The sequence below is a fragment of the Streptomyces sp. NPDC018833 genome, assembly GCF_044390825.1.
Classification (GTDB): Bacteria; Actinomycetota; Actinomycetes; order Streptomycetales; family Streptomycetaceae; genus Streptomyces.
In genome coordinates, this window is the sequence record NZ_JBIRZM010000008.1 from 161,020 (window position 1) to 186,897 (window position 25,878).

Here is a 25,878-nt window from a genome sequence, read left to right on the forward strand (position 1 = left end):
TCGGTACAAGGGGGCCTGTCGAACCTGTGGACAACTCATCGGGGAGGATCGCTCCATGACCGCCATCGACTTCAGCCGCGCCGTCGCCGTCGTCGGCACGGGCACCATGGGCCAGGGCATCGCGCAGGTCGCCCTTGTCGCGGGCCACCCCGTGCGCCTCCACGACGCCGTGCCCGGCCGGGCGGAGGAGGCCGCGGCGGCGATCGGAGCGCGTCTGGACCGGCTGGTCGAGAAGGGCCGTATGGACGGCGCGGCGCGCGACGCCGCCCGCGCGAGGCTCCTCCCGGTCGCGGACATCGCGGAGCTCTCCGACACCGCCCTCGTCGTCGAGGCCGTCCTCGAACAACTGACGGTCAAGCAGGAGCTGTTCGCCGAGCTGGAGAAGATCGTCACCGAAGACTGCCTGCTCGCCACCAACACCTCCTCCCTCTCGGTCACGGCGGTCGCGGGCGCCCTTCGCCACCCCGGTCGCTTCGTCGGTCTGCACTTCTTCAACCCCGCCCCACTCCTCCCGCTCGTCGAGGTCGTCAGCGGCCACGCCACCGAAGAGGAGGCTGCGACGCGCGCGTGGGCGACGGTCGCGGCCTGGGGCAAGACGCCCGTGCGCTGCGCCGACCTCCCGGGCTTCATCGTCAACCGCATAGCCAGGCCCTTCTACGCCGAGGCCTTCGCCGTCCACGAGGAGCACGGCGTCGACCCCGCCACCATCGACGCGATCCTGCGCGAGTGCGGCGGCTTCCGGATGGGCCCCTTCGAGCTCACCGACCTGATCGGCCAGGACGTCAACGAAGCCGTGACCCGCTCCGTGTGGGAGTCCTTCTTCCACAGCCCCAAGTTCCAGCCCTCCCTCGCCCAGCGCCGGCTCGTCGAATCGCGCAGGCTGGGCCGCAAGTCCGGCCATGGATGGTTCTCGTATGCCGAGGACGCCGAACAGCCGGCGCCGGCCGACGCGGCACCGCAGGATGCGCCCGAGTACGTCGTCGTCGAGGGCGACCTCGGGCCCGCCGCCGAGCTGATCGGGATGATCCGCGATGTCGGCGTCACGGTGCGGCAGGAGGACGAGGACGACGGGACGCGCCTGATTCTGCCCAGCGGTGGGCAGTTGGTGCTCGCGGACGGACAGATGTCCGCGGAGTTCCGCGACGTCGTCTACTTCGACCTCGCCCTCGACTACCGGTCGGCGGGCCGGATCGCCCTGGCCGCCGCAGCCGACGTCCAGGAGGACACCCTCGCGCAGGCCACCGGCCTGTTCCAGGCACTCGGCAAGCGGGTCAGCGTCATCCCTGACGTACCGGGCATGATCGTCGCCCGTACGGTGGCGATGCTCGGCGACCTCGCGCTGGACGCCGTCGCCCGGCGGGTCGCCTCCGCCGAGGACATCGACACGGCGATGCGGCTGGGCGTCAACTACCCGCTCGGGCCGGTCGAATGGAACGAGCGACTGGGGCGCGACTGGGCCTGGGAGCTGCTCGCCAACCTCCACCAGTCGGTGCCGACCGGCCGATACGCGCGCACTCCGGGGCTGCACCAGTGGTCGTACGGCTCCCCGAGCGAGGATGCGTCATGACCACGCCCAAGCGGGACACGTACACCCCCGAGACGCTGCTGACCGTCGCGGTGCGGATATTCAACGAGCGCGGCTACGACGGCACGTCCATGGAGCACCTGTCCCGTGCGGCGGGCATCTCCAAGTCCTCGATCTACCACCATGTCGCCGGCAAGGAGGAGCTGCTGCGCCGGGCCGTGAGCCGCGCCCTGGACTCCCTGTTCGCCGTTCTCGACGAGGACGGCGCCCGGCAGGGCCGGGCCGTCGAGTGCGTCGAGTACGTCACCCGGCGCACCGTCGAGGTGCTCACGGCCGAATTGCCCTACGTGACGCTGCTGCTGCGTGTGCGGGGCAACACGAAGACCGAGCGGTGGGCGATGGAACGCCGCCGTGAGTTCGACCAGCGGGTCGCCGATCTGCTGAAGGCGGCCGCCGCGGACGGGGACCTGCGGGCCGACGTGGACACCCGGCTGGCGACGAGGCTGCTCTTCGGCATGGTGAACTCCCTGGTCGAGTGGTACCGCCCCCATGCGGTGGGCGGTCACGACGGGGAACAGGTGGCGGACGCGGTCGTGCGGATGGCCTTCGACGGGCTGCGTACGGACCCGCACGGCAGCTACTGAGCCCGCAGCGCGCCGCGCTCCTTCTGTCTGCTGCCTCCCGGCGCACCCGTGACCTTTGTGCGGCCGCGCTCCTCTGCCGCGTCCGCCGACTCGCCGTGGCGCTCCTCTGCCGCCAATCGCCCGTGCGCCCCTGGCCCGCGCCCACCGAGCCGCTGCGCGCCCCCTCCGCGTGCCCGCCCCGGACTCCTACGGGTTGTCCGGGGGCTCCGAGTCGGGCGACAGGCCCGCGGCCGCGCCGGCCGGGCCGGCCACCGGATCGAGATCCGTCTCCTCGAACACCAGCAGTGTGCGCGTCGAGAGAACCTCGGGTATCGACTGGAGCCTGGTCAGGACCAGTTCGCGCAGGGTGCGGTTGTCGGGCGTGTGCACCAGGAGCAGCACGTCGAAGTCGCCGCTCACCAGCGCGATGTGCGCTGCTCCCGGCAGAGCCTGGAGCTGCTCGCGCACGGTGCGCCAGGAGTTCTGCACGATCTTGAGCGTGATGTAGGCGGAGGCGCCCTGGCCCGCCCGCTCGTGGTTCACCCGTGCGCTGAAGCCCCGGATCACGCCGTCGTCGATGAGCCGGTTGATCCGCGCGTACGCGTTGGCCCGGGACACGTGCACTCGCTCGGCGACGGAACGGATCGAGGCGCGGCCGTCCGTCTGGAGCATCCGGAGGATGTCGAGGTCGATCGCGTCCAGGGGACGCGGCGGCGGCGCCTGCTCCGCGCGGTCCCCGCCCTCGGCCATTTGTTCAGTCGGCATGTCCCCCCGCCTTTCCCGCATGGACGACCTGTCTCCATCTCAAGCCGTGGAGAACCGTTTGTCCACAGGCTGCCCGTGCCTGTAGCCAAAATGCGTCCACGACCGAACAATCGGTAGGTGAGGCGCGCCACACTCGCGACGCCTCCCGTTCGCATTCGTCGTCGCCTTCGTCCTCGTTGATCGTCGGCGCTCCCAGGAGGAGGTGCTCGCGTTGAGAAAGAGCAGCATGACGGTCCAGGAGCTGCCCGGTGACGCTGCGGCCTACCGGCCCACTCCGCCGCCGGCCTGGCAGCACCGCACCGATCCCGCCCCCTTGCTCCCGGACCCGGAGCCGTACCGCGTGCTGGGCACCGAGGCAGCCGCCGCGGCCGACCCCGAGCTGCTGCTCCGGCTGTACGCGGAGCTCGTCCGCGGGCGGCGGTACAACGCCCAGGCGACCGCGCTGACCAAGCAGGGCCGGCTCGCCGTCTACCCGTCGAGCACCGGGCAGGAGGCGTGCGAGGTCGCCGCGGCGCTGGCCCTCGAGGAGCGGGACTGGCTCTTCCCGAGCTACCGCGACACCCTCGCCGCCGTGGCCCGCGGGCTCGATCCCGTGCAGGCCCTGACCCTGCTGCGCGGCGACTGGCACACCGGGTACGACCCGCACGAGCACCGCATCGCCCCCCTGTGCACCCCGCTCGCCACACAGCTGCCGCACGCCGTGGGACTGGCGCACGCGGCCCGTCTCAACGGGGACGACGTCGTCGCGCTCGCCATGGTGGGCGACGGCGGCACGAGCGAGGGCGACTTCCACGAGGCGCTGAACTTCGCCGCGGTATGGCGGGCCCCCGTCGTCTTCCTCGTCCAGAACAACGGCTTCGCGATCTCCGTGCCGCTGGCCAAGCAGACGGCCGCGCCGTCCCTGGCCCACAAGGCCGTCGGCTACGGCATGCCCGGCCGCCTCGTCGACGGGAACGACGCCGCCGCGGTCCACCAGGTGCTCGGCGAGGCCGTCGCGCGCGCGCGGCGCGGTGGCGGCCCTACGTTGATCGAGGCCGTCACGTACCGCATGGACGCCCACACCAATGCCGACGACGCCACGCGCTACCGAGGCGAGAGCGAGGTCGAGACCTGGCGAGCCCACGATCCGATTCTGCTGCTGGAGCGCGCGTTGACGGAGCGAGGGCTGCTCGACGACGACCGCCGCAAGGCAGCCGCCGACGCCGCCGAATCCATGGCGGCCGACCTGCGCGCGCGGATGAACGCGGACCCGGTTCTCGATCCGATGGACCTGTTCGCCCACGTCTACGCCGAGCAGACCAGCCAGCTGTGCGAGCAGGCGGCGCAGCTGCGCGCCGAGCTGAGCGCCGAGGGAGAAGCACGATGACCACGGCTGCCGTGAAGCCGGTGACCATGGCCCAGGCCCTGCAGCGCGCGATGCGCGACGCGATGGCCGAGGACCCGACCGTCCATGTGCTGGGGGAGGACGTCGGCACGCTCGGCGGGGTCTTCCGGGTGACGGACGGGCTCGCCAAGGAGTTCGGCGAGGACCGCTGCACCGACACCCCGCTGGCGGAGGCCGGCATCCTCGGCACGGCGGTGGGCATGGCGATGTACGGGCTGCGGCCCGTCGTCGAGATGCAGTTCGACGCCTTCGCCTACCCCGCGTTCGAGCAGCTCATCAGCCATGTCGCCCGCATGCGCAACCGCACCCGCGGCGGCATGCCGCTGCCGATCACCGTGCGCGTGCCCTACGGCGGCGGGATCGGCGGCGTGGAGCACCACAGCGACTCCTCCGAGGCGTACTACATGGCGACGCCGGGCCTCCACGTCGTCACGCCCGCCACGGTCGAGGACGCCTACGGGATGCTGAGGACGGCGATCGCCTCCGACGACCCCGTGGTCTTCCTGGAGCCCAAGCGGCTGTACTGGTCGAAGGCCCCGTGGTCGCCGGAGGCTCCCACGGCCGTCGAGCCGATCGGCCGCGCGGTCGTACGGCGTCCGGGCCGCAGCGCCACGCTCATCACCTACGGCCCCTCCGTGCCGGTCTGCATGGAAGCCGCCGAGGCTGCCGAGGCCGAGGGCTGGGACCTGGAGGTCGTGGACCTTCGCTCGCTCGTGCCCTTCGACGACGAGACCGTCTGCGCCTCCGTGCGGCGGACAGGACGTGCGGTCGTCGTCCACGAGTCCACCGGCTTCGGCGGCCCCGGCGGCGAGATCGCCGCGCGGGTCACCGAGCGCTGCTTCCATCATCTGGAGGCGCCCGTGCTGCGGGTCGCCGGCTTCGACATCCCGTATCCGCCGCCGATGCTGGAACGTCACCACCTCCCGGGCGTGGACCGGGTGCTCGACGCGGTGGCACGGCTGCAGTGGGAGGCGGAGAGCTGATGGCGCAGGTGCTCGAATTCAAGTTGCCCGATCTCGGCGAGGGACTGACCGAGGCGGAGATCGTGCGCTGGCTGGTGTCCGTCGGCGACGTCGTGGCCATCGACCAGCCCGTTGTCGAGGTCGAGACGGCCAAGGCGATGGTCGAGGTGCCGTGTCCGTACGGAGGCGTCGTCACCGCGCGCTTCGGCGAGGAAGGCACCGAGCTGCCCGTCGGCGCGCCGCTGCTGACGGTTGCGGTGGGGGCGATGGACACGGGTGCCGTGGGCACCGCGGAGCCGGCCGGGGCAGGAGCCCGTGCAGGATCGGCGGCCGCAGCGGGGGACACCGGTTCGGAGACGTCCGGGAACGTGCTCGTCGGCTACGGGACCGGGGCCCCGGCGGCCCGCCGCCGGCGCATCCGGCCCACCACGGGTGACCGGGCAGGCGCGACGCCGGGTCCGGTCCATGGCGCCTCGCCGCGCAGGGCGGCGGCCGAGCGGGCCCCGCAGGACGGCCCCGTCGCCGTCATCTCGCCGCTCGTGCGCAGACTCGCCCGCCAACATGCCCTGGATCTGCGGCTCCTTGTCGGGTCCGGACCCGACGGGCTCATCTTGCGGGCCGATGTCGAACGGGCCGTGCGAGCCACCGACACACAGCTCCAGGCACCCCCCGCGTCGCAGGTCACGGCAGCCCCGACCGAGGCGCCCCGCCCCCCGGCGGCCGCGGCGCACGGCGAGCGCGTCCCGCTGCGCGGGGTGCGCGGAGCCGTGGCGGACAAGCTCTCGCGCAGCCGGCGCGAGATCCCCGACGCCACCTGCTGGGTCGACGCGGACGCCACGGAGCTGATGGCCGCCCGAGCCGCGATGAATGCCGCAGGCGGGCCGAAGATCTCCCTCCTGGCCCTGCTCGCCCGTATCTGCACGGCAGCGCTGGCGCGTCACCCCGAGCTCAACTCCACCGTCGACATGGACGCCCGTGAGATCGTGCGGCTTCCGGAGGTGCATCTCGGCTTCGCGGCACAGACGGACCGCGGTCTGGTCGTGCCCGTCGTCAAGGACGCGCACGCGAGGTCGGCGGAGTCCCTCAGCGCGGAGTTCACGCGGCTGACGGAGGCAGCGAGGCAGGGGACGCTTACCCCGGCGGATCTCACGGGCGGCACGTTCACGCTGAACAACTACGGAGTGTTCGGCGTCGACGGCTCCACGCCGATCATCAATCACCCGGAGGCCGCGATGCTCGGCGTCGGCCGGATCGTGCCCAAGCCATGGGTGCACCAGGGGGAGCTGGCTGTCCGGCAGGTGGTCCAGCTGTCACTGACCTTCGACCACCGGGTCTGCGACGGCGGTACCGCCGGTGGATTCCTGCGGTACGTCGCGGACTGTGTGGAACACCCTTCGGTGCTGCTGCGGACCCTGTAGGGCATCACCGCCCTGCTGCGGACCCAGCAGGACATCGGCTGCTGCGCACCCAGCAGGGCACCGGCTGCTGCGCACCCCAGTAGGGGGTCATTGCGAAGACCCCGGACCGTGATCCGACCGGAGAGCGGGACGGGGCTCCCCGCCCGCACGATCGCGGCTCATACTGCATGGGTGACCGCGAAGACCGCGTACGACGCCGTCGTGCTCGCCGGAGGCGCCGCCAAGCGCCTGGGCGGAGCCGACAAGCCGGCAGTGAGTGTGGGCGGGCGCGCCCTGCTCGACCGGGTCCTCGGAGTGTGCCGGGACGCGGGGCGCACCGTCGTCGTCGGCGGCCGCCGACCCACCGCACGCCCCGTCGTATGGGCACGTGAGGCCCCACCGGGCAGCGGTCCGCTCGCCGCGCTCGATGCCGGGGTGCGGCAGTGCGAGGCACCCGCGGTGCTCGTCCTCTCCGCCGACCTGCCCTTCCTCGGGCGGACAACGGTGCGGCGCCTGATCTCCGCACTCGACGAGGGCGTTTCCGAGGCGGTGCTGCTGACCGACGCCGACGGCCGCGACCAGCCCCTCGTGGCCGTCTACCGTACGGAGCCGCTCCGACGGGAACTCGCCCTCCTCGCCACCGAGCACGGCACCCTTTCCGGACTGCCGCTGCGTCTTCTGGCACAGGAACTGGACCTCGCCCGGATCGGGGCCGATCCCCTCGCCTCCTTCGACTGCGACACCTGGGAGGACGTTTCCGCGGCCCGGGCCCGTATCAGGGAGCATGGCAACGTGCTGGATGAATGGATCACCGCAGTCAAGGACGAACTCGGCGTCGAGCTGGACGTCGACACCCGTGTCCTCCTCGACCTCGCCCGCGACGCCGCGCACGGCGTCGCCCGCCCCGCAGCCCCGCTGACCACCTTCCTGGTGGGTTACGCAGCCGCCCGGTCCGGCGGCGGACCGGAAGCGGTCGCCGAGGCCGCTCGTAAGGCCGTCGCGCTCGCGGCTCGCTGGGCGGAGGAGACCGAGCAGACCGAGGAGACCGAGGAGACCGGAGGGCCCGCCGGCCCCGGCAGCCCAGGAGCCGGCACCGCCGGCGCCGGTAGCCCGGGCAGCGCCGCCGACAGGTCCCGTGACGCCGACAGGACCGGCGAGGCCGAAGCCGGATGACCGGTCACGACGACGCATCAGGCCGCCGCAAGGCCGGACCGGTCCACGAAGACCTGTGGTCCGGCCCGGAGCAGCCGCAGCCCGCCCAGGAGGGCGATCTCGACGGCGTGGAGGAGGCGCTCGCGCTGGTCGGCCCCCCAGACCGAAAGCCCGCTCCGCACGCCCCGGTCGGCGCGTCCGACAGCGGTGGCGCCCGTGCCCGGCACCGCGCCACCTCCTGGCCCGACGCTCGGTCCCTCGCCGCCCGGATCGGTCGCAGCGCAACACCGCGCACCCGGAGGACGGCCCTCGGCGACGCGCTGGGAGAGGTCATCGCCGAGCCCCTCGTGGCGCTCTGCGACCTTCCGTCCTTCGACACCTCCGCCATGGACGGCTGGGCGGTCGCCGGCCCCGGCCCCTGGCGTCTGGACGCGGAGGCGTCGATCCTCGCCGGCCACGGCGAGATGAGGCCCCTCCCCGACGGCACGGCGGTGCGGATCGCCACCGGTGCCCGGGTGCCACCCGGAACGACCGCGGTCATCCGCAGTGAGCACGCCCGTGCCGACACGGTCACACACCATGCGGACACATCACGTACGGACACATCACGTACGGACACATCACGTACGGACACATCACGTACGGACACATCACGTACGGACACATCACGTACGGACACGTCATGTACGGGCACACCGCCCGCGGGCTCGCAACAGCTGTACGCCGAGCGCGAGGTGGTTCTTGGCCAGGACATCCGGCCGCGAGGCCAGGAGTGCCGTTCGGGCGACCAGCTCCTTCCGCCCGGCTCCCTGGTGACCCCGGCCGTCCTGGGGCTGGCGGCGGCCGCCGGCTACGACACACTCGTCACCGTGGCCCGGCCACGTGTCGACGTGTTGGTCCTCGGCGACGAGCTGCTCTCCTCCGGGCTCCCCCACGACGGCCTCATCCGCGACGCGCTCGGTCCGATGATCGGCCCCTGGCTGCGGTCGCTGGGCGCCGAGGTCGTGGCGACACGACGGGTCGGGGACGATGCCGAGGCCCTGCACCGCGCCGTGACGACGTCCGATGCCGACCTGCTGATCACCACCGGCGGTACGGCCTCCGGGCCCGTCGACCATGTCCACCCCGTGCTGCGCAAGGCGGGCGCGGACCTGCTGGTCGACGGAGTCGCCGTACGACCCGGCCACCCCATGCTCCTCGCCCGGCTCGCTCCGGGGCGCCATCTGGTGGGTCTGCCCGGTAACCCTCTGGCCGCCGTCTCGGGGCTGCTCACCCTCGCCGAGCCACTGCTGCGCGGGCTCTGCGGGCGACCGCCGGCAGCTCCGTACCGCCTCCCCGTACGGGAGGCGGTGCACGGACATCCGCATGACACCCGGCTGGTCCCCTTCGTGCACGCCGACGATCTGCTCCTGCCGCTCCACTACAACGGTCCGGCGATGCTGCGGGGCATCGCGGCGGCCGACGGTCTGGCCGTGGTCCCGCCCGGTGGGGCACGGCCCGGTGACGAGCTGGAAGTCCTCGATCTGCCGTGGGCCACATGGACGCCACCGACGGGCGAGAGAGGATGTTTCACGTGAAACTGCCCGGCCAGGACGCGATGGCCCGGCATGCCGACGAACACCTGATCACCGGCCGGGTGAAACTTCCCCGCCGGATCGTCGAACGTCCGTTGCGCCAGGTCAGCAAGCGGCTTCTGATGGCCCTGACGGTCCTGGTCATGACGGTGGTGATCGTCTGGAGCGACCGCCACGGCTACCACGACGCCGCCGACGGGTCCGTCGACTTCCTCGACTGCGTCTACTACGCGACCGTCAGCCTTTCCACCACGGGTTACGGCGACATCGTTCCCCACAGCGACGGGGCGCGGCTCACCAATGTGCTGCTGGTGACCCCGTTGCGTGTGCTTTTCCTGATCATTCTGGTCGGCACCACTCTCGAGGTCCTCACCGAACGCACGCGGGAGGAGTGGCGACTGAACCGCTGGAGGTCCACCTTGCGCGACCACACCGTCATCGTCGGCTTCGGCACCAAGGGGCGGTCGGCGATGATGACGCTCTGCGCCACGGGGCTGCGGAAGGACCAGATCGTCGTCGTCGACCCGAGCAGCAAGGTGATCGACGCCGCCAACGCCGAGGGCTTCGTCGGTGTGGTCGGCGACGCCACCCGCAGCGACGTACTCATCAGGGCCGAGCTCCAGAAGGCGCGTCAGATCATCGTCGCTCCCCAGCGCGACGACACAGCCGTACTGGTCACTCTGACGGCCCGCCAGCTCAACCGCGGCGCCAAGATCGTCGCTGCGGTCCGAGAGGAGGAGAACGCGCCGCTGCTGCGCCAGTCCGGAGCCGACGCGGTCATCACCAGCTCGGGCGCCGCCGGCCGGTTGCTCGGCCTGTCCGTGCTCAGCCCCAGCGCGGGCACGGTCCTGGAGGATCTCATCCAGCAGGGCAGCGGCCTCGACCTCATCGAGCGGCCGGTGATAAAAGCAGAGGTGGGCCGTAGCGTTCGCGAGACGGACGACCTCGTCGTGAGTGTCCTGCGCGGGCACCGGCTGATCGGCTACGACGACCCCGCGGCGAGTCCGCTCCAGCTCACGGACCGGCTGATCACCATTGTGCGTGCCCGGAACGACCAGACACCGGGTGGCCGGGAGTAGCCTCGCCGCCATGCATGCGATCACGATTCCGGAACCCGGTGGTCCCGAGTCCCTGGTCTGGGCCGAGGTGCCCGATCCCGTACCCGGCGAGGGGGAAGTCCTCGTCGATGTCGTCGCGAGCGCTGTCAATCGCGCCGATCTGTTGCAACGGCAGGGCTTCTACGACCCGCCGCCCGGCTCCTCCCCGTATCCCGGACTCGAGTGCTCGGGCCGGATCTCCGCGCTCGGACGCGGAGTTTCGGGCTGGGCCGTCGGTGACGAGGTGTGCGCGCTGCTCGCGGGTGGCGGATACGCGGAGAAAGTCGCCGTTCCGGCAGGGCAGTTGCTGCCCGTCCCGGACGGAGTGGATCTGGTGACGGCCGCGGCGCTGCCCGAGGTCACTGCGACCGTGTGGTCCAACGTCTTCATGGTCGCCCACCTGCGGCCGGGCGAGACCCTGCTGGTCCACGGCGGCGCGAGCGGCATCGGGACGATGGCGATCCAGCTGGCCAAGGCCGTGGGCGCGCGGGTGGCGGTCACGGCGGGCGGTCCCGAAAAACTGGCGCGCTGCGCCGAGTTGGGCGCGGACATCCTCATCGACTACCGCGAGCAGGACTTCGTCGAGGAGATCCGCAAGGCCACGGACGGCGCCGGGGCCGATGTCATCCTCGACATCGTCGGCGCGAAGTACCTGGACCGGAATGTTCGGGCCCTGGCCCTCAACGGCCGGCTCGCGGTCATCGGCCTCCAGGGCGGTGTGAAGGGCGAGCTCAACCTCGGCGCCCTGCTCAACAAGCGGGCGGCGGTCACCGCCACCTCGCTCCGTCGCCGTCCCCTGGAGGAGAAGGCGGCCATCGTGGCGGCCGTCGCCGAGCACGTCTGGCCGCTGATCGCCGCGGGCCGTGTACGCGCGGTCGTGGACCGGCAGGTGCCGATGCGGGACGCCGCCGAGGGGCACCGGGCGCTGGAGACCGGCAGCCATGTGGGCAAGGTGGTGCTGATCGGGACCGAGAAGGGCTGACGGGCCCGGTCGTACGAGATGTGCCGAAGGCCCGGCCCACCGGTGAGGTGGGCCGGGCCTCCACGTTCGGCCGCGAAGCCCGGACGACGCCGCGCCGACTGCGCCGTGCCCGGTCACGCCGCACCCCGGGGTACACGTTCCGTGCCCGGTCACGCCGCACACCCGGGATCCACGTTCCGTGCCCGGTCACGCCGCACCCTGGGACACACGCTTCGTGCCCGGTCACGCCCCGCACGAGCGCGTGCCCGGTCACGTCAAATGCACCGAGGAACGCGTGCCGGGGCGCCCCGCTTCCGGTTACAGATACGGGCCCGAGCGGATCGCTCCGTGCTGTCCGCCTTCGTCGTCGTCATGCGGGGCACCGGGCGGCAGGGCGCGACGCATCTGTTCCAACTGCGCCCTCGCCGCCATCTGCTGGGCGAACAGCGCCGTCTGGATGCCGTGGAAAAGGCCCTCCAACCAGCCGACCAACTGGGCCTGGGCGATGCGCAGTTCCGCCTCCGAGGGAATGGCGTCGTCGGTGAACGGGAGAGAAAGACGCTCCAGTTCCTCGACGAGTTCGGGTGCGAGGCCGTCCTCCAGCTCCTTGACGGAACCGGCGTGGATCTCCTTGAGCCTGACGCGGCTCGCCTCGTCGAGAGGTGCCGCCCTGACCTCCTCCAGCAGCTGCTTGATCATGCTGCCGATGCGCATGACCTTCGCCGGCTGTTCGACCATCTCCGTCACCGGGACCTCGCGCGACTCGTCGTCACCGTCACCGCCGCCGAGCGCCATCCCGTCCTGGCCCACCACGAGGACATGGGGGCTCTCCTGCGACCGTTCATTCCTCGGCATCTCCATGCGGCCATTCTCTCGTACAACTGCGTCACCACAGGGTGTGCCCCCGCAGGAAGGTGATCCACCCTCCTGCGGGGGCACAAAACCGCAGCGCATCGCCGGTATGGGGCCGGTCAGGTCGCCTCGCGGCGGGCCAGTGCCCCGCGGGAGCGCGTGACCAGGGCCGCCAGCAGGGCGGCACCCACGGGCACGGCGACCAGCAGCGCGGCCAGTGTCGCCCACGGCACCACGATCGGCACGAACGGTTCGCTGCCCGGGCCCCAGCCGTTGTCGAGGGCCTGCTCGTACCAGTTCATCTGCTGACGCTTCTCCGTGAGCCGCAGGCCGATGGCGGGGAGCACTCCCGCCGCCGACCCCAGCACCACACCCATGGCGGCGACCACGCCGCACTGGAAGCCGCTGAGCGTCCTGCGGACCCTCGGCGGGGCGCCGACGGCGGCCAGCGTCTTCAGGTCGGCCTCCGCGTCGGCCTGGGCGAGGCCGGTGGCGATACCGGCCGCACCGATGGTGATCAGGCCGGCGAAGACGGTCAGCGCCAGCAGCACGATGCTGTTCTCGCTGGTGTAGCCCTCCTCGATGTGGAGGTCGATGTCCACGCCCGTCTCGTCGAGCTCGTTGTCCAGCTTCTGCCGCTGTTCGCTGCTGGGCATGCGGTCGGTGGAGTAGTAGGCGCCGATCGGGGCCGTGTCGATGCCCGCCGCCTTGGCCGCCTCGAACGGCACGATCAGTCGGACGCCGTACGTGTCCGGCGTACCGGCCACCTGGTGGGCGGTGAGGCTCTTGATCTCGCCCGGAGCCTCCTTGCCCTCCTCCATAGCCCTGTCGGCGGCCTCGGCGTCGGTGATCAGACGGATGTCGATCGCACCCCTGGCGTTGACGTTGCGCTTGTCGAAGGACACCACCTGACCGGCGGCCAGAGCCTTCTCGGCACCAGGGTCGTCGATGCCCAGCACCTTGAGCAGCTTCGCGTCGCCGACGAGAACACCGCCGTCGGTCGGGGCCCCGTAACCGACGTTCTCCTTGCACCGCCAGTCGTCGGCGAGCTTGCGGCGTTCGGCCTTGGTGAACCGCTGCGCGGGATCCTCGTCGGGCTTGGCCGGGTTCGCGGCCCACAGGGGGCACTCATGGGCCTTGGGCACGACCACCTCATAGCGGCCGCAGCCGTCGCGCGGCTCGTACATCGAGCAGTTGCCCTTGCCTACGGCGATGCGGTCCACATCGGCCCGCACATCGACGGGCAGCAGCTTCTGTACGGTGGCGCGCACGCCCGGGACGTCACGCCCGCCGGCCTCGTCGATCACCACGGAGACCGCTCCGTGCGGGAGCTGGGCCTCGTACTGCGCCCTGCCCTGCGCGTCGTTGCTCGCCGCGTACGTCGCGACGGCCACCGTGCCCGCGACCGCGGCCAGGACCGCGGCGACAGCGGGGGCCGTGCGGCCCCGGTTGCGCACCGCGTCGCGCAGCGCGAGCCGCGGCGAGAGCGGCAGCAGACGGCCGGTCCGGCCGAAGAGGCCGACCAGGGCCGGGGTCAGCGCGACCACGCCCAGCTCGGCGAGTGCACTGCCGCCCGCCACCACGACGAACTGGTCGGTCATGGTCGATCCGTACAGCGCGATCGAGGCGCCCAGGGTGACCGCGACCAGGCCGACGACGGGCAGCACACGGCTGCTCCTGCGCACTCCGCGGCGGCCGGTGAGCGAGGCCAGGACCGACTGCCGGGAGGACGTGATCGCCGGGACGATCGCCGCCAGCAGGCCGGTCAGGACGGCCAGCAGGGCGATGCCGAGCAGTTCCAGGGGCCGTATGTCGAAGCTGCCGAAGCGCTGGCCGAGGGAGTCCTCCAGCACGGGCCGGAGGAGGAAGGTGAGGATCAGACCCAGCACGGTGCCCGCGACGGCCGCGGCGACGCCGATCACCAGGCCGCCGGCGAGGACGATGGCCCGGATGTGGCGGCGGTCGCCGCCGTTGGCTCCGACGAGACCCAGCTGACGACGGGACCGGCGCGCCCCCACGGCGAACGCGGGACCGGCGAGCAGGCAGATCTCCAGCATCGCGAGACCGACGACCGTGCCGACGGCGGCGAGCGCGCCCGCCTTGGCGGCGGTGCTCTCCTCGTACCTGCCCCAGTCCTCCTTCTGGTACAGCGGCACCTCGGAGTCGGCGGGCGGGTTCAGCGCGACCGCACGCGATTCGACCAGCACACCCTTGGTGTTGACGCCCTGGACCATGTTCCACGTGAAACCACCGGGGACGGTCGCAAGGAGGGTCGTGCTTGGCGAGGGTCCGGGCAGCCCGGCGGCGTCCAGAGCCTTGGCGAGCGGGGCGATCAGGGCGCCGGGAAGGGCGTTGACCTGGTCGGTGTCCAGCGCGTCGGGAAGCTCGTACGCACCGACGATCGTGTACTCGCGGTCGAAGCCGCGCGCGGTGAGCTTCGAGCCGACCTTCAGACCGCTGCTCTCCAGGAAGTGCGTGGTGGCGGTGACCTCGTCGGACTTCTGCGGCAGCCTGCCGCTGACGACCGGCATCATGCCCTGAGCCATCGGGTCGGCGGCCTTGAGTTCGCGCAGCTCGGTCTGCAGCAGACCGTGCGTCGTGCGGACCTTGGCGTAACCGGTCGTGTCCGTCAGGGTCTTGGCGCCCGCGGGCAGCGCCTTGGCGATGTCCGTGCGGCCCTCGGGATACGGCTGGTCGTCGAAGTCCTGGACGGGTGCGTGGTTGCGGCCGTCCGGGGCCTGCAGGATCGGGACACCGCCCATGCCCGGGTCGGACAGTCGCGCGTCCGCGCCGCCGATCCGACGCGTCAGGCTCTGCTCGGTCGACAACTCGGCGCTGCGCAGGGTGAGATCGGCCGCGCTGACCCCGACGATGGGCAGGGCGATCATCGCGAGGACCAGGAAGCTGCGCCCTTTGGAGCGCCAGGCGTCGCGGCGCGCGATCCGGATCGCGGCGCGCCAGGAGTGGTACCAGGTCGTCACAGCTCGGCCGCCTGGCCGGAGAGCAGGGAGTCGGCGTCGCTGCGCACCGTCTGGTCGACGACGGCGCCGTCCCGCAGGAACACGACCCGGTCGGCCCACGCGGCGAAGCGGGGCTCGTGGGTGACGAGGATGCCCGCGGCTCCGGCGTCGCAGCGCGCCCGCAGCAGCGCCAGCACGGACTCCCCGGTCTCGGAGTCGAGAGCGCCGGTGGGCTCGTCGGCGAGCACGAGCCGACGCCGGCCCACGAGGGCGCGGGCGATGGCGACGCGCTGTTGCTGGCCACCCGACATCTCGTCGGGGAAGCGGTCGGCGAGCTGGCCGAGCTCCATCTCCTCCAGGGCCGAGACCGCTTCGGCGCGGGCCTTGCGGGCCGAGGTGCCGTCCAGTTCACGCGGCAGGGCAATGTTCTCGGCGGCGGTGAGGGCCGGTATGAGGTTGTAGTCCTGGAAGACGTAGCCGATGCTGCGGCGGCGCAGGGCGGCGAGCGTCTTGCGGTCCGCGGTGGTGATGTCGGTGTTCTCGACGATCACCCGTCCCGAGGTGGGGGTGTCGAGCCCGCCCGCGATGGTGAGCAGCGTGGACTTGCCGGAGCCGGACGGGCCCATGACGGCGACGAGTTCGCCGGGGAAGACGTCGAGGTTGACGCCGCGCAGGGCGTGCACCTCGGTGGCTCCGCTGCCATGGACGCGCGTCAGTTGCTGAAGTTGCAGCACGGGCTGCTGTGATGCCAGTGACTGTGGTGACTGCTGTTGGGACATGGTGGTTTCCCCCTTGAGCGGGTGAGTACACACAGGTGGTGTACGAGAAATCGGTGGGCCTGAAGAGGCCTGTGGGATGGGCCTCAAGAGGCCGAAGGGGCAGCCGGGGCCGGCTGCCCGGGGAGCGGGGACGGGACGGGGACGGTCGGGTGGTGGGGCGCACCCGTCGAGGACTCCGACCAGTGCGACGGGCCGGGGCTGCCGTCCGGTCCTACGCCGGCCTGGTGCGACGGGCCGAAGCCGCCGTCCGGTCCTACGCCGGCCTGGTGCGACGGGCCGAAGCCGCCGTCCGGTCCTGCGTGGACGGTTGGACGGCCGGCTCCTCCGGAGGCGCGGCCGGCGACGGCGTGTGCCCGGCCGTCGCCGACAGCCTGATGAGCCGCATCTCGCAGTGGTCGAGCCAGCGGGCCTCCGCCTCGGTCTGGAAGATGAGCTGTTCCAGCACCAGCAGCCAGGCCACGTCGTCCCGTTCCTGCGAGCCGCCGCCCTCGATCGCGGCCAGCGCCTGGGCCTTGAGGCGGGTGTAGTCCTGCATCGCCTTCACGGAGTGCCGGCGCTGGGACTGGATCACCGCACGGATGTCCACTCCGGGCGTCCCCACCGCCATCGCGAGCTTGATGGCCAGCTCGTCACGGGGCGGGCTGCTGCGGTCCACGGGAGTGGCGAACCATTCCCGCAGCTCGGCGCGGCCCTTCTCGGTGATGACGTACAGCGCGTGCCCGGCCTCGTCCTCGCCGTCCTGGACGACCATGCCGTCGCGTTCGAGGCGGCCCAGTGTCGTGTACACCTGACCGACGTTCAGGGGCCAGGTGGCGCCGGTGCGCGACTCGAATTCGGAGCGCAGCTGGGAGCCGTAGCGCGGGCCGGGCTCGAGGAGGGCGAGAAGCCCGTGACGGATCGACATACTCGGTATGTATACCGGGTATGTCGAGCGGGGCCAACCATCCTCGGAAGGACGTGCGAGATCCGTCTTGAGAAGGACGGGAAGGGTCAGCGGCGGCGCAGGCGGATGCCGAGGAAGCCGATCCCGAGGCCCATCAGGGCCATTCCGACCCCCAGCGACAGCGGGGAGATCTGCTGGGCGACGGGAGCGGGCACAGCCTGAGGCCCCTGCTCACGGGCGTCGGCCGGCGCGGAGGTGGGCGCCGCGGGCGACCATGCGCCCCAGTAGCCGGCGTCCTCGTCCCTCCAGGGCGCCTCGCCATCCGCGGGAGGGGGATGCTCCGCCGGCTCGCCCGTGCGGGGGGCCGGCGCCGAAGGGGACGAGGGCGATCGGGCGGGGCGGGAAGGCCGGCCGGACGGTGTCGACGCGGACGCAGATGCGGCGGCGGGCGCGGTGGCGCTGCGCGCAGGGTCCACGGAGGGGCGGGCGCTCGCGGGCGGCAGCTGCCGCCCGGGCCGCGGCCTGCCCTGACCGGCCTGCCGCCCGGCGAACGAGGTCGAGGGCGAGGGTGACGGCTTCACGACGGGCCGGGGACCGGGGGGTTCGGACGGCTCGGCGTGCGCGGCCGGTGCGAGGGGGAGGGTCGCCAGCGCGAGCGATGCGACGGTGATCGCGCACCGGGCGCGGAGCTGTGGAATCACCGGAGGGCCTCCCGTGACGGGGCACCGAGTCGCCGACTGATCGAGGAACGGACTCAGCGTCACATGGTTGCGCAAATCCGGCATCTCGGGCGTCATGGCCCGAAGGTCGCCAGGAGCGGTGCGACGGCCGGGGCCCGGTACACGGATCGTGTACCGGGCCTCGGCCGAACGGCGTATCAGCGGGCCGCCCGCTGAGGCCCGGTACCCGGACTAGTCCGCGTACCCCGTGGAGACCTCAAGGGTGAACGTGGCGTTGTCCTCGGAGATCTCCGTGTCCGCCAGCGGGAACTGCGAGATGACGACGTCCTCGCCCCACTGGGCGTTGTCGACTTCCTCGATGTTGATCTTCCAGCCGCGCGTGTTCGCGCATTCCTTCACCGACAGGATGTCCTTGTAGACGAAGTCGGGGGCGAGGACCTTCGACGGGTCGTCGTAGCCCTCCTGGGCGTCCGAGCACTTCGTCTTGTCGATGGTCCGGTTGCGCTCCGGGCCCTTGTAGCCCGCCTCCTTCGACTCGCTCGTCGACGGGTCGCCGCCGGCCTCCTTCCCCGGGTCGTCCTCGCCGTTCAGCGCGATCGCCGTGACCAGGCCGCCGATCGCGAGGAGTGCCACCGCGACGGCGCCCACGATCACCGGCATGTTCCGCTTGCCGCCGCCCCCGCCCGACGAGGCCGCCGTGTGCGGCGCCATCGTGTACGGAGGGGGTGTCGACGCCGCCGGGGGCTGCGTCTGGTAGGCCGGGGACGGGGTCGGGTAGCCGTAGTGCGGAGCGGGAACGGGCGCGGGTGCCGGGGTGGGCGGGCCGTACGGGCCCGGCTGGTACGGGGTCTGGACGCTCTGGGGCGCCGGCGTCGACTGGTCCAGCGGAGGGAAGACGGCGGAGCCGACTCCTGAACCGCTGCTCGCGGGCGCACCGCTGATGATCACGGGCGCGCCGGTCTGGCCGGCGCCGGCGACCCGGGCGCACTCGTCGCGCATCGCGGCCGCGCTCGGAAAACGCTCGTTCGGGTTCTTCTTCAGTGCCCGGGAGACCAGTGCGTCCATCGCGGGGGTGAGGGAGCGGTTGATCGTGGACGGGGCGACGGGCTCCTCCTGCACATGCGCGTACGCGATGGCGAGCGGCGAGTCCGCGTCGAAGGGCAGCCGTCCGGTGAGGAGCTGGAAGAGCATGATGCCGACCGAGTACAGGTCGGAGCGGGCGTCCACACCGCGGCCCAGGGCCTGTTCGGGCGAGAGGTACTGAGGGGTGCCGACGACCATGCCGGTCTGCGTCATGGACGTGACGCCCGACTGCATGGCGCGGGCGATGCCGAAGTCCATGACCTTGACCACACCGCGCTTGGTCATCATCACGTTGCCCGGCTTGATGTCGCGGTGGACCAGGCCCATCTCGTGGCTGGTCTCCAGCGCGGCCAGCACGTCGGCGGTGACCTTGAGTGCCTTGTCGGCGGGCATCGCGCCGTACTGCTGGATGTCCGCGGCGAGGACCGAGCCGAGCGGCCGGCCCTCCACGTACTCCATGACGATGTACGGCATCAGTGAGCCGTCCAGCTCGTCCTCACCCGTGTCGAAGACGGACACGATGTTGGTGTGGGACAGCTTGGCGACCGCCTGGGCCTCGCGGCGGAAGCGCTCGCGGAAGGACTGCTCGCGGCCCAGCTCCGTGTGGAGCGTCTTGATCGCGACCTGGCGGTCCAGCGCGGAGTCGTACGCCAGATATACGGACGCCATGCCGCCTTCGCCGAGCAGGTCCCGAAGCTGGTACCGGCCGCCCGCTACGGAACCGCCCGCATAGCGGCCCTGTGCGCCGTCCTGGCTCATTTCGTGCTTCCCCCTGTGCGCGCTTGGCCGCGGCTGATCCGAATTTACGGGCCAAGTCTCCCCCAGGGCACGGACACGTCAAGCCAGGTGCCCGTTCCGTGACCGTACGCACAAGAACAGTCTCGTAAGCGTTACAGGAACAGCATGGAATTTGCGCGGGCCGGTGGGCTGCGGGTTTGATGGCCGGTCTCCTTCGAGACCGGCCCGCCGCGTGAAGGCTGTAGCGTGACGTGGCACAGCACCCTGAGGACAGCGGACCCCGCACGCACACCACGTACGCGGACAGATACGACGGCGAGGACTGATGGCACCCGAACCCGAAGCAGACGGCGGCGGAGTGCCGGAGTCGGCGGACGCCTGGGGCATCGGCGGAGTGGTCGGTGACGGCCGCTACCGGCTGACGCACCGTCTAGGACGAGGCGGCATGGCCGAGGTGTTCGCGGCAGAGGACGTACGGCTCGGTCGGACCGTAGCCGTCAAACTGCTGCGTGCGGATCTGGCCGAGGACCCCGTCTCCAAGGCCCGTTTCACGCGCGAGGCGCAGTCGGTCGCCGGCCTCAACCACCATGCGGTGGTCGCGGTCTACGACTCCGGCGAGGACGTCGTCGGCAATCAGACCGTCCCCTACATCGTGATGGAGCTCGTCGAGGGCCGCACGATCCGCGACCTGCTGGTCAACGCCGAAGCCCCGCCGCCCGAACAGGCGTTGATCATCGTCTCCGGTGTGCTGGAGGCCCTCGCCTACTCGCACCAGCACGGCATCGTGCACCGAGACATCAAGCCCGCCAACGTCATCATCACGCACTCCGGCGCCGTGAAGGTGATGGACTTCGGCATCGCCCGTGCCCTGCACGGCGCGCAGTCCACGATGACCCAGACCGGCATGGTCATGGGCACACCGCAGTACCTCTCCCCCGAGCAGGCGCTGGGCAAGGCCGTCGACCACCGTTCCGACCTGTACGCCACGGGCTGCCTCCTCTACGAACTGCTCGCGCTGCGGCCCCCGTTCACCGGTGAAACGCCGCTCTCGGTCGTCTACCAGCACGTCCAGGACATTCCGGTCCCGCCGTCCCACGTCCTGGACGCGGTGCCGCCGGAGCTCGACGGCCTGGTGATGCGCTCGCTCGCGAAGGATCCGGACGACCGGTTCCAGAGCGCCGAGGAGATGCGCGGACTCGTCCAGTACGCGCTGCAGATGCTTCAGCAGCAGGGCAGCCACACGGGCGCCTGGAACACCGGCCCCGTCGACCTGTACGACGGCTCGGCCACCCCGGCCGGCGGCATGACCGGGCCGACCGCCGTGCACCCCGTGCACGGCGAGACGTCAAAGGGCCCGATGCTGCCGCCGCCGAACCCGCACGACGGCGGCTACGACGGCATGCACCACGGGGGCGGGCGGCGTGGCCGCGGCAAGGTGTGGCTGCTGGCCGCGCTCGCCGTCGTCGCGGTCGTCGCCGGGATCGCGTTCGCGCTCAACAAGGCGAACGACACAGGCAACACGCCCGAGAACGCCCCGTCGGTCTCGCAGACGCCGACCACGCCGGACGAGACGCCGACACCGACCGACGAGGAGACGGACCCGTCGCAGGAGCCGGACACCTCGACCGGGGGCAACCAGCAGCCCTCCTGGACGCCCTCGTACAGCCAGTCGTACCCGCCGACCACTTCGCAGTCGCCCTCCGGCGATCCGACGTTCGACACTCCGACGGGCGACCCGACGGGCGACCCCACGGATGCCCCGACCGACGACCCGACCGACATCCCGACCGACCCGACGGATGTTCCGACCGACCCGGCGGGCGGCACCGACGGCGGGAACGGCGACACCTCGGGTCCCGAGGGCGGCTGACGGGGCGGGCACGGGCACACCCGTCGGCCGACGCGCCGGTCGTCCGCGAAGGCGCCGGCTGTCCCGCGAAGGCGGCTCGTCCCGTGCGAAGGCGTCGGCTCATCCGGCGAAGGCGACTCGTCCCGTGCGAAGGCGCCGGCTCATCCGGCGAAGGCGGCTCGTCCCGTGCGAAGGCGCCGGCTCATCCGGCGAAGGCGTCGCACACCGCCTCGTACTCCCGCGTCCACCAGACCGCCAGGGCCGACACCGCAGGAAACTGCGGGTCGGCCCTTCGGTCGTGGAGCTGGTAGCGCCAGCGCAGTATCCAGAAGTCGTTGAGCCGCTCCCACCACACCCGGTGCACGGCCGCGGCCAGTTCGGCCGCGTCCGCTCCCGCCGCGCGCCGGTAGGCCCGCGCGTACGCCCGCACCTTCGCCAGCTCCAGCTGGCCCGCGGGTTGGACGAAGAAGATCGCCGCGGCCCGTACCGCCTCCTCCGCCCGCGGCTGGACGCCGAGGCGGTCCCAGTCGACGATCGCCGCGGGCTCGGCACCCTGGTACAGCAGGTTCAGCGGATGGAAGTCGCCGTGCACCCAGCCGCCCCCGCCACCAGGCGGCGGCCTGCGGCCCGCGTGCTGCTCCAGCAGCGCCCGCCGCTGGAGCAGCCGGTGCTCGGCCAGGGTGTCGAACGAGTCGCGCGGACGACTGCCGCGGGCCAGTTCCAGCAGCTCCTCGATGAGGGCGAAGGTCTCCTCGGGGTCGGCGCTGTCGTAGGCGGCCCCCCGGCTCGCCGCCCGGTCCATGACCTGGGCGAGGCAGGTGTGCACCAGTCCCAGCAGGGAGCCGAGCCGACGCGACTGGGCGGTGCTGAGCTGGGCGCCGTCGCGGTGTCTGCCGTCGATCCAGGGGTGCAGGGCGTAGCAGCGGCCGCCGATGACCGCGACCGTGCCGCCGCCGGTGTCCTGAAGCGGCGGTGCGACCGGGACACCGAGCGCCTGGAGCCTGCGGGTGGCCTTGTGCTGGCGGGAGATGGCGTCCCGGTCGCCGTCGAGGTGGTGCTTGAGGAAGTACGCGCCACGCGTGGTGGAGAGGCGGTAGCCGCGATTGAGGAGGCCCTGGGTGACGGGGCGGCAGGAGAGCGGATGGCCCACGGTGTCGTAGCGGCGCAGAAGAGCGTCGACGGGCGGAGCGGTAGCAGATGAGCGCGGCACCCGCCAGATGTTAGATCACGCTGCGTGGCATGCCTGTTGCTCCTTCGCGTAGTCGACGTGTGCAGGGCGACGAACCGGGGGCGATCCGCAGGAGGCCGGGTCGAAGTCGTGGCCGTCGATCCCGGCGACCGCGGCCCGAACGGCCCGCCGCCCGCTCGTCCGTGATCTCCGTGATCCGCGCCGTGCCGGTGAACCGCACGGACCACAGGACCGGTGGGCATGCCTTCCGCCCGTCGCCACCGGCGGCCCCGGCAGAGGCGCCGATCTCATCTTCAGGGGCCCTGATTCCCGGCCCACGGTCCCGACGGGTCAGCCCGAACGGGTGAACCCGCGGCCGCGCGTCACGATGACGCGACCCTCGGCGGCCCCCGCGAGGCCCATGGGCGCCTGCCGGGGAGGCCCGGCGCCGCCAAGCGCTTCGTCTGCTCCGCGCGCCCGTACGCGGCCGCCTGTGAGCGCCCTCCATGCCGTGCCCGGACAGCGGGCCGGACACATGGCTCTTGATGGCCTTCTCGGTGAGACGCAGCCGCTTGGCCAGGAGCCGGCTCTGCCCAGGCCTCCATCGGTCAGGTCCGGGATCCGGCGCTCCGGGTGGATGAGGGTCGCCGGCCGGTCGTCCCCGCCGGGCTCGTTGCTGAGGCACGGGCATGATCGCGTCGCGAAGAGCCTCGTCGTCGGCGACCGACGTGGGCGTCGGGCAGGTGATTTCTCGTTCTGCGAACGGACCTCGCGGCACACCTCCGCACCGCTCCCGCCGGGCAGGCGCATCTCGCGCACCGCCACGTCCGGACCCCGTTGCGGGGACCCTGACCAGGGCGTCTTCCGCCGTACCCGCCTCGCCCGCGGCCTCGACACCGGGCTCGGCCGAAAGCAGTTCATGGACGCCGGGCCGCACGACCTCTTGGTTGCCGAATAGGAATAAGGTGATTTTTCCTTCCTTGTGTACCTGGCGGTCTCACATATTGACTCTTCCCGTGCCCGGGGTGTGCGGGATACCGTGCCTTCGTTCCGGCGTCCGCAAGGCCCTGACCAGTGGCGTTCCCGCATTTCCTCGATTTACTTGGAAATCCAAGCAAAATCGCAGGTCAAATGGGGTTTCGCAGTAATGCTTCGCACTGGGTAACGTGCCTTTGACAGGACGTTCGCCGGGGCACCTGTCACGCCTGAATCCGGCCGCGCGGCACACACCCCCGTGCACCGGTTCGGACCCAGGCGAGCCGCACTGGCCACACCGGCGGACCCCGGGGGCCGGACCGACGGAGGAGCACGCACGTGACCGTGGAGAGCACTGCCGCGCGCAAACCGCGACGTAGCAGCAAGCGCGTCAGCGCCGCCAAGAAGCCGCAGAATCCCGAGCCCCAGCTCGTACAGCTGCTCACCCCCGAGGGTGAGCGCGTCCAGCACCCGGACTACGACATCGAACTGAGCGCCGAGGAGCTGCGCGGGCTGTACCGCGACATGGTCCTCACGCGCCGCTTCGACGCGGAGGCCACCGCCCTGCAGCGCCAGGGCGAGCTGGGTCTGTGGGCCTCGCTGCTGGGCCAGGAGGCCGCCCAGATCGGATCGGGACGCGCCCTGCGCGACGACGACTACGTCTTCCCGACCTACCGCGAGCACGGCGTCGCCTGGTGCCGCGGGGTCGACCCGACCAACCTGCTGGGCATGTTCCGCGGTGTCAACCACGGAGGCTGGGACCCGACCACCAACAACTTCCACCTGTACACGATCGTCATCGGCTCGCAGACGCTGCACGCCACCGGCTACGCGATGGGCGTGGCCAAGGACGGCGCCGACTCGGCCGTGATCGCGTACTTCGGCGACGGCGCGTCCAGCCAGGGCGATGTCGCCGAGTCCTTCACGTTCTCCGCGGTCTACAACGCCCCGGTGGTCTTCTTCTGCCAGAACAACCAGTGGGCGATCTCCGAGCCGACCGAGCGCCAGACCCGGGTGCCGCTCTACCAGCGTGCGCAGGGCTACGGCTTCCCCGGTATCCGCGTCGACGGCAATGACGTGCTCGCCTGCCTCGCCGTCACCCGCTCGGCGCTGGAGCGCGCCCGCCGCGGTGAGGGCCCGACCCTGGTCGAGGCGTTCACCTACCGCATGGGCGCCCACACCACCTCCGACGACCCGACGCGGTACCGGCACGACGAGGACCGGGCGGCCTGGGAGGCGAAGGACCCGATCCAGCGCCTGCGGACGTACCTGGAGAACGAGGGGCACGCCGACGCGGAGTTCTTCACCGCGCTCGACGAGGAGAGCGACATGCTCGCCAAGCGGGTGCGCGAGGCTGTACGGGCCATGCCCGACCCCGACGACATGGCGATGTTCGACCATGTGTACGCGGACGGGCACGCGCTCGTCGACGAGGAGCGCGCGCAGTTCGCCGCGTACCAGGCGTCGTTCGCCGAGGAGGGCAACTAGTCATGGCGGTACAGAAGCTTCCCCTCGCGAAGGCGCTCAACGAGTCGCTGCGCAAGGCTCTGGAGACCGACCCCAAGGTCCTGATCATGGGCGAGGACGTCGGCAAGCTCGGCGGTGTCTTCCGTATCACCGACGGGCTGCAGAAGGACTTCGGCGAGGACCGGGTCATCGACACCCCGCTCGCCGAGTCCGGCATCGTGGGCTCCGCGATCGGTCTGGCCCTGCGTGGCTACCGGCCGGTCGTGGAAATCCAGTTCGACGGCTTCGTCTTCCCGGCGTACGACCAGATCGTCACGCAGCTCGCGAAGATGCACGCCCGCGCGCTCGGCAAGATCAAGCTCCCCGTCGTCATCCGCATCCCCTACGGTGGCGGCATCGGCGCGGTCGAGCACCACTCCGAGTCCCCCGAGGCGCTCTTCGCGCACGTCGCGGGTCTCAAGGTGGTCTCCCCGTCCAACGCATCCGACGCGTACTGGATGCTCCAGCAGGCCATCCAGAGCGACGACCCGGTGATCTTCTTCGAGCCGAAGCGGCGCTACTGGGACAAGGGCGAGGTCGACACCGAGGCGATCCCCGGGCCGCTGCACAAGGCCCGCGTCGCCCAGGCAGGCACCGACATCACGCTCGCCGCGTACGGCCCGATGGTGAAGGTCTGCGTCGAGGCCGCGGCCGCCGCGGCCGAGGAGGGCAAGTCGGTGGAGGTCATCGACCTCCGCTCGATGTCCCCGATCGACTTCGACACGATCCAGACGTCGGCCGAGAAGACCGGACGGCTGGTCGTGGTCCACGAGGCCCCGGTCTTCTACGGCTCCGGCGCGGAGATCGCCGCTCGCATCACCGAGCGGTGCTTCTACCACTTGGAGGCCCCGGTGCTGAGGGTCGGCGGCTTCCACGCCCCGTACCCGCCGGCCCGCCTGGAGGAGGAGTACCTTCCGGGTCTGGACCGGGTGCTGGACGCCGTCGACCGCTCGCTCGCGTACTGA

The 25,878-nt window shown here is 71.6% G+C and carries 19 protein-coding genes and 1 pseudogene; 12 read left to right on the top strand and 8 right to left on the bottom strand.

Features of this window, described 5'->3' with window-relative positions; genetic code table 11:
- Positions 1-55: 55 nt before the first annotated feature.
- Positions 56-1,567 (top strand): 3-hydroxyacyl-CoA dehydrogenase, encoded by a 1,512-nt coding sequence (locus ACH5AF_RS18475; RefSeq protein ID WP_398902685.1) that lies wholly within the window; start codon positions 56-58, stop codon positions 1,565-1,567.
- On the top strand, positions 1,564-2,169 hold the full coding sequence (locus tag ACH5AF_RS18480) for a TetR/AcrR family transcriptional regulator (RefSeq protein ID WP_398902686.1): 606 nt from the start codon (positions 1,564-1,566) through the stop codon (positions 2,167-2,169). Before ACH5AF_RS18475 ends, ACH5AF_RS18480 begins: the two co-directional genes overlap by 4 nt.
- A gap of 186 nt (positions 2,170-2,355) precedes the next feature.
- Here the strand turns inward: ACH5AF_RS18480 and ACH5AF_RS18485 are convergent, their stop codons facing one another.
- On the bottom strand, positions 2,356-2,898 hold the full coding sequence (locus ACH5AF_RS18485) for an Lrp/AsnC family transcriptional regulator (protein ID WP_398902797.1): 543 nt from the start codon (positions 2,896-2,898) through the stop codon (positions 2,356-2,358).
- Positions 2,899-3,139: 241 nt separating this feature from the next.
- Between ACH5AF_RS18485 and pdhA (ACH5AF_RS18490) the strand changes: the two genes are divergently transcribed.
- The 7 genes from pdhA (ACH5AF_RS18490) (at position 3,140) to ACH5AF_RS18520 (ending at position 11,461) form a co-directional block, all read left to right on the top strand.
- The gene (gene pdhA, locus ACH5AF_RS18490; protein ID WP_398902798.1) at positions 3,140-4,279 is read left to right on the top strand and encodes a pyruvate dehydrogenase (acetyl-transferring) E1 component subunit alpha; all 1,140 of its coding nucleotides are present in this window, start codon (positions 3,140-3,142) and stop codon (positions 4,277-4,279) included.
- Complete coding sequence (locus ACH5AF_RS18495; RefSeq protein ID WP_398902687.1) at positions 4,276-5,280, top strand: alpha-ketoacid dehydrogenase subunit beta; 1,005 nt, start codon at positions 4,276-4,278, stop codon at positions 5,278-5,280. The genes pdhA (ACH5AF_RS18490) and ACH5AF_RS18495 overlap by 4 nt, the downstream gene beginning before the upstream one ends.
- Entirely contained in the window at positions 5,280-6,677 is a 1,398-nt protein-coding gene (locus tag ACH5AF_RS18500; protein WP_398902688.1) for a dihydrolipoamide acetyltransferase family protein, read from the top strand. Before ACH5AF_RS18495 ends, ACH5AF_RS18500 begins: the two co-directional genes overlap by 1 nt.
- A 171-nt stretch (positions 6,678-6,848) precedes the next feature.
- The gene (locus ACH5AF_RS18505) at positions 6,849-7,829 is read left to right on the top strand and encodes an NTP transferase domain-containing protein (RefSeq protein WP_398902689.1); all 981 of its coding nucleotides are present in this window, start codon (positions 6,849-6,851) and stop codon (positions 7,827-7,829) included.
- Positions 7,826-9,385 (top strand): molybdopterin molybdotransferase MoeA, encoded by a 1,560-nt coding sequence (locus tag ACH5AF_RS18510; protein ID WP_398902690.1) that lies wholly within the window; start codon positions 7,826-7,828, stop codon positions 9,383-9,385. Before ACH5AF_RS18505 ends, ACH5AF_RS18510 begins: the two co-directional genes overlap by 4 nt.
- Positions 9,373-10,461, top strand: a complete 1,089-nt coding sequence (locus tag ACH5AF_RS18515; protein WP_398902799.1) for a potassium channel family protein — start codon at positions 9,373-9,375, stop codon at positions 10,459-10,461. Before ACH5AF_RS18510 ends, ACH5AF_RS18515 begins: the two co-directional genes overlap by 13 nt.
- A gap of 10 nt (positions 10,462-10,471) precedes the next feature.
- Positions 10,472-11,461, top strand: a complete 990-nt coding sequence (locus ACH5AF_RS18520; protein ID WP_398902691.1) for an NAD(P)H-quinone oxidoreductase — start codon at positions 10,472-10,474, stop codon at positions 11,459-11,461.
- 297 nt (positions 11,462-11,758) lie between these two features.
- Here the strand turns inward: ACH5AF_RS18520 and ACH5AF_RS18525 are convergent, their stop codons facing one another.
- The 5 genes from ACH5AF_RS18525 to ACH5AF_RS18545 form a co-directional block, all read right to left on the bottom strand.
- The gene (locus ACH5AF_RS18525) at positions 11,759-12,301 is read right to left on the bottom strand and encodes a bacterial proteasome activator family protein (RefSeq protein ID WP_398902692.1); all 543 of its coding nucleotides are present in this window, start codon (positions 12,299-12,301) and stop codon (positions 11,759-11,761) included.
- 110 nt (positions 12,302-12,411) lie between these two features.
- On the bottom strand, positions 12,412-15,273 hold the full coding sequence (locus ACH5AF_RS18530) for an FtsX-like permease family protein (RefSeq protein WP_398902693.1): 2,862 nt from the start codon (positions 15,271-15,273) through the stop codon (positions 12,412-12,414).
- Positions 15,270-16,031: an ABC transporter ATP-binding protein gene (locus tag ACH5AF_RS18535; protein ID WP_398902694.1), complete on the bottom strand. Its 762-nt coding sequence runs from the start codon at positions 16,029-16,031 to the stop codon at positions 15,270-15,272. Before ACH5AF_RS18535 ends, ACH5AF_RS18530 begins: the two co-directional genes overlap by 4 nt.
- 253 nt (positions 16,032-16,284) lie before the next feature.
- Entirely contained in the window at positions 16,285-16,935 is a 651-nt protein-coding gene (locus tag ACH5AF_RS18540; RefSeq protein ID WP_398902695.1) for a PadR family transcriptional regulator, read from the bottom strand.
- An 890-nt stretch (positions 16,936-17,825) separates the two neighbouring features.
- Entirely contained in the window at positions 17,826-19,436 is a 1,611-nt protein-coding gene (locus ACH5AF_RS18545) for a protein kinase (protein ID WP_398902696.1), read from the bottom strand.
- A 304-nt stretch (positions 19,437-19,740) separates the two neighbouring features.
- On the opposite strand from ACH5AF_RS18545, the gene ACH5AF_RS18550 reads away from it, so the two are divergent.
- Positions 19,741-21,285, top strand: coding sequence for a protein kinase (locus ACH5AF_RS18550; protein ID WP_398902697.1), 1,545 nt, complete (start codon positions 19,741-19,743; stop codon positions 21,283-21,285).
- Between the two features lie 181 nt (positions 21,286-21,466).
- Here the strand turns inward: ACH5AF_RS18550 and ACH5AF_RS18555 are convergent, their stop codons facing one another.
- Together ACH5AF_RS18555 and ACH5AF_RS18560 are read right to left on the bottom strand one after the other, a co-directional pair.
- Positions 21,467-22,474, bottom strand: a complete 1,008-nt coding sequence (locus ACH5AF_RS18555; RefSeq protein ID WP_398902698.1) for a phosphotransferase — start codon at positions 22,472-22,474, stop codon at positions 21,467-21,469.
- Positions 22,475-22,815: 341 nt separating this feature from the next.
- A pseudogene (locus tag ACH5AF_RS18560) lies at positions 22,816-23,402 on the bottom strand (DNA-binding response regulator).
- A 344-nt stretch (positions 23,403-23,746) separates the two neighbouring features.
- Here ACH5AF_RS18560 and pdhA (ACH5AF_RS18565) point away from each other — a divergent pair.
- Both pdhA (ACH5AF_RS18565) and ACH5AF_RS18570 read left to right on the top strand, forming a co-directional pair.
- Positions 23,747-24,895, top strand: a complete 1,149-nt coding sequence (gene pdhA, locus ACH5AF_RS18565; protein ID WP_398902699.1) for a pyruvate dehydrogenase (acetyl-transferring) E1 component subunit alpha — start codon at positions 23,747-23,749, stop codon at positions 24,893-24,895.
- A gap of 2 nt (positions 24,896-24,897) precedes the next feature.
- Positions 24,898-25,878: an alpha-ketoacid dehydrogenase subunit beta gene (locus tag ACH5AF_RS18570; RefSeq protein WP_398902700.1), complete on the top strand. Its 981-nt coding sequence runs from the start codon at positions 24,898-24,900 to the stop codon at positions 25,876-25,878.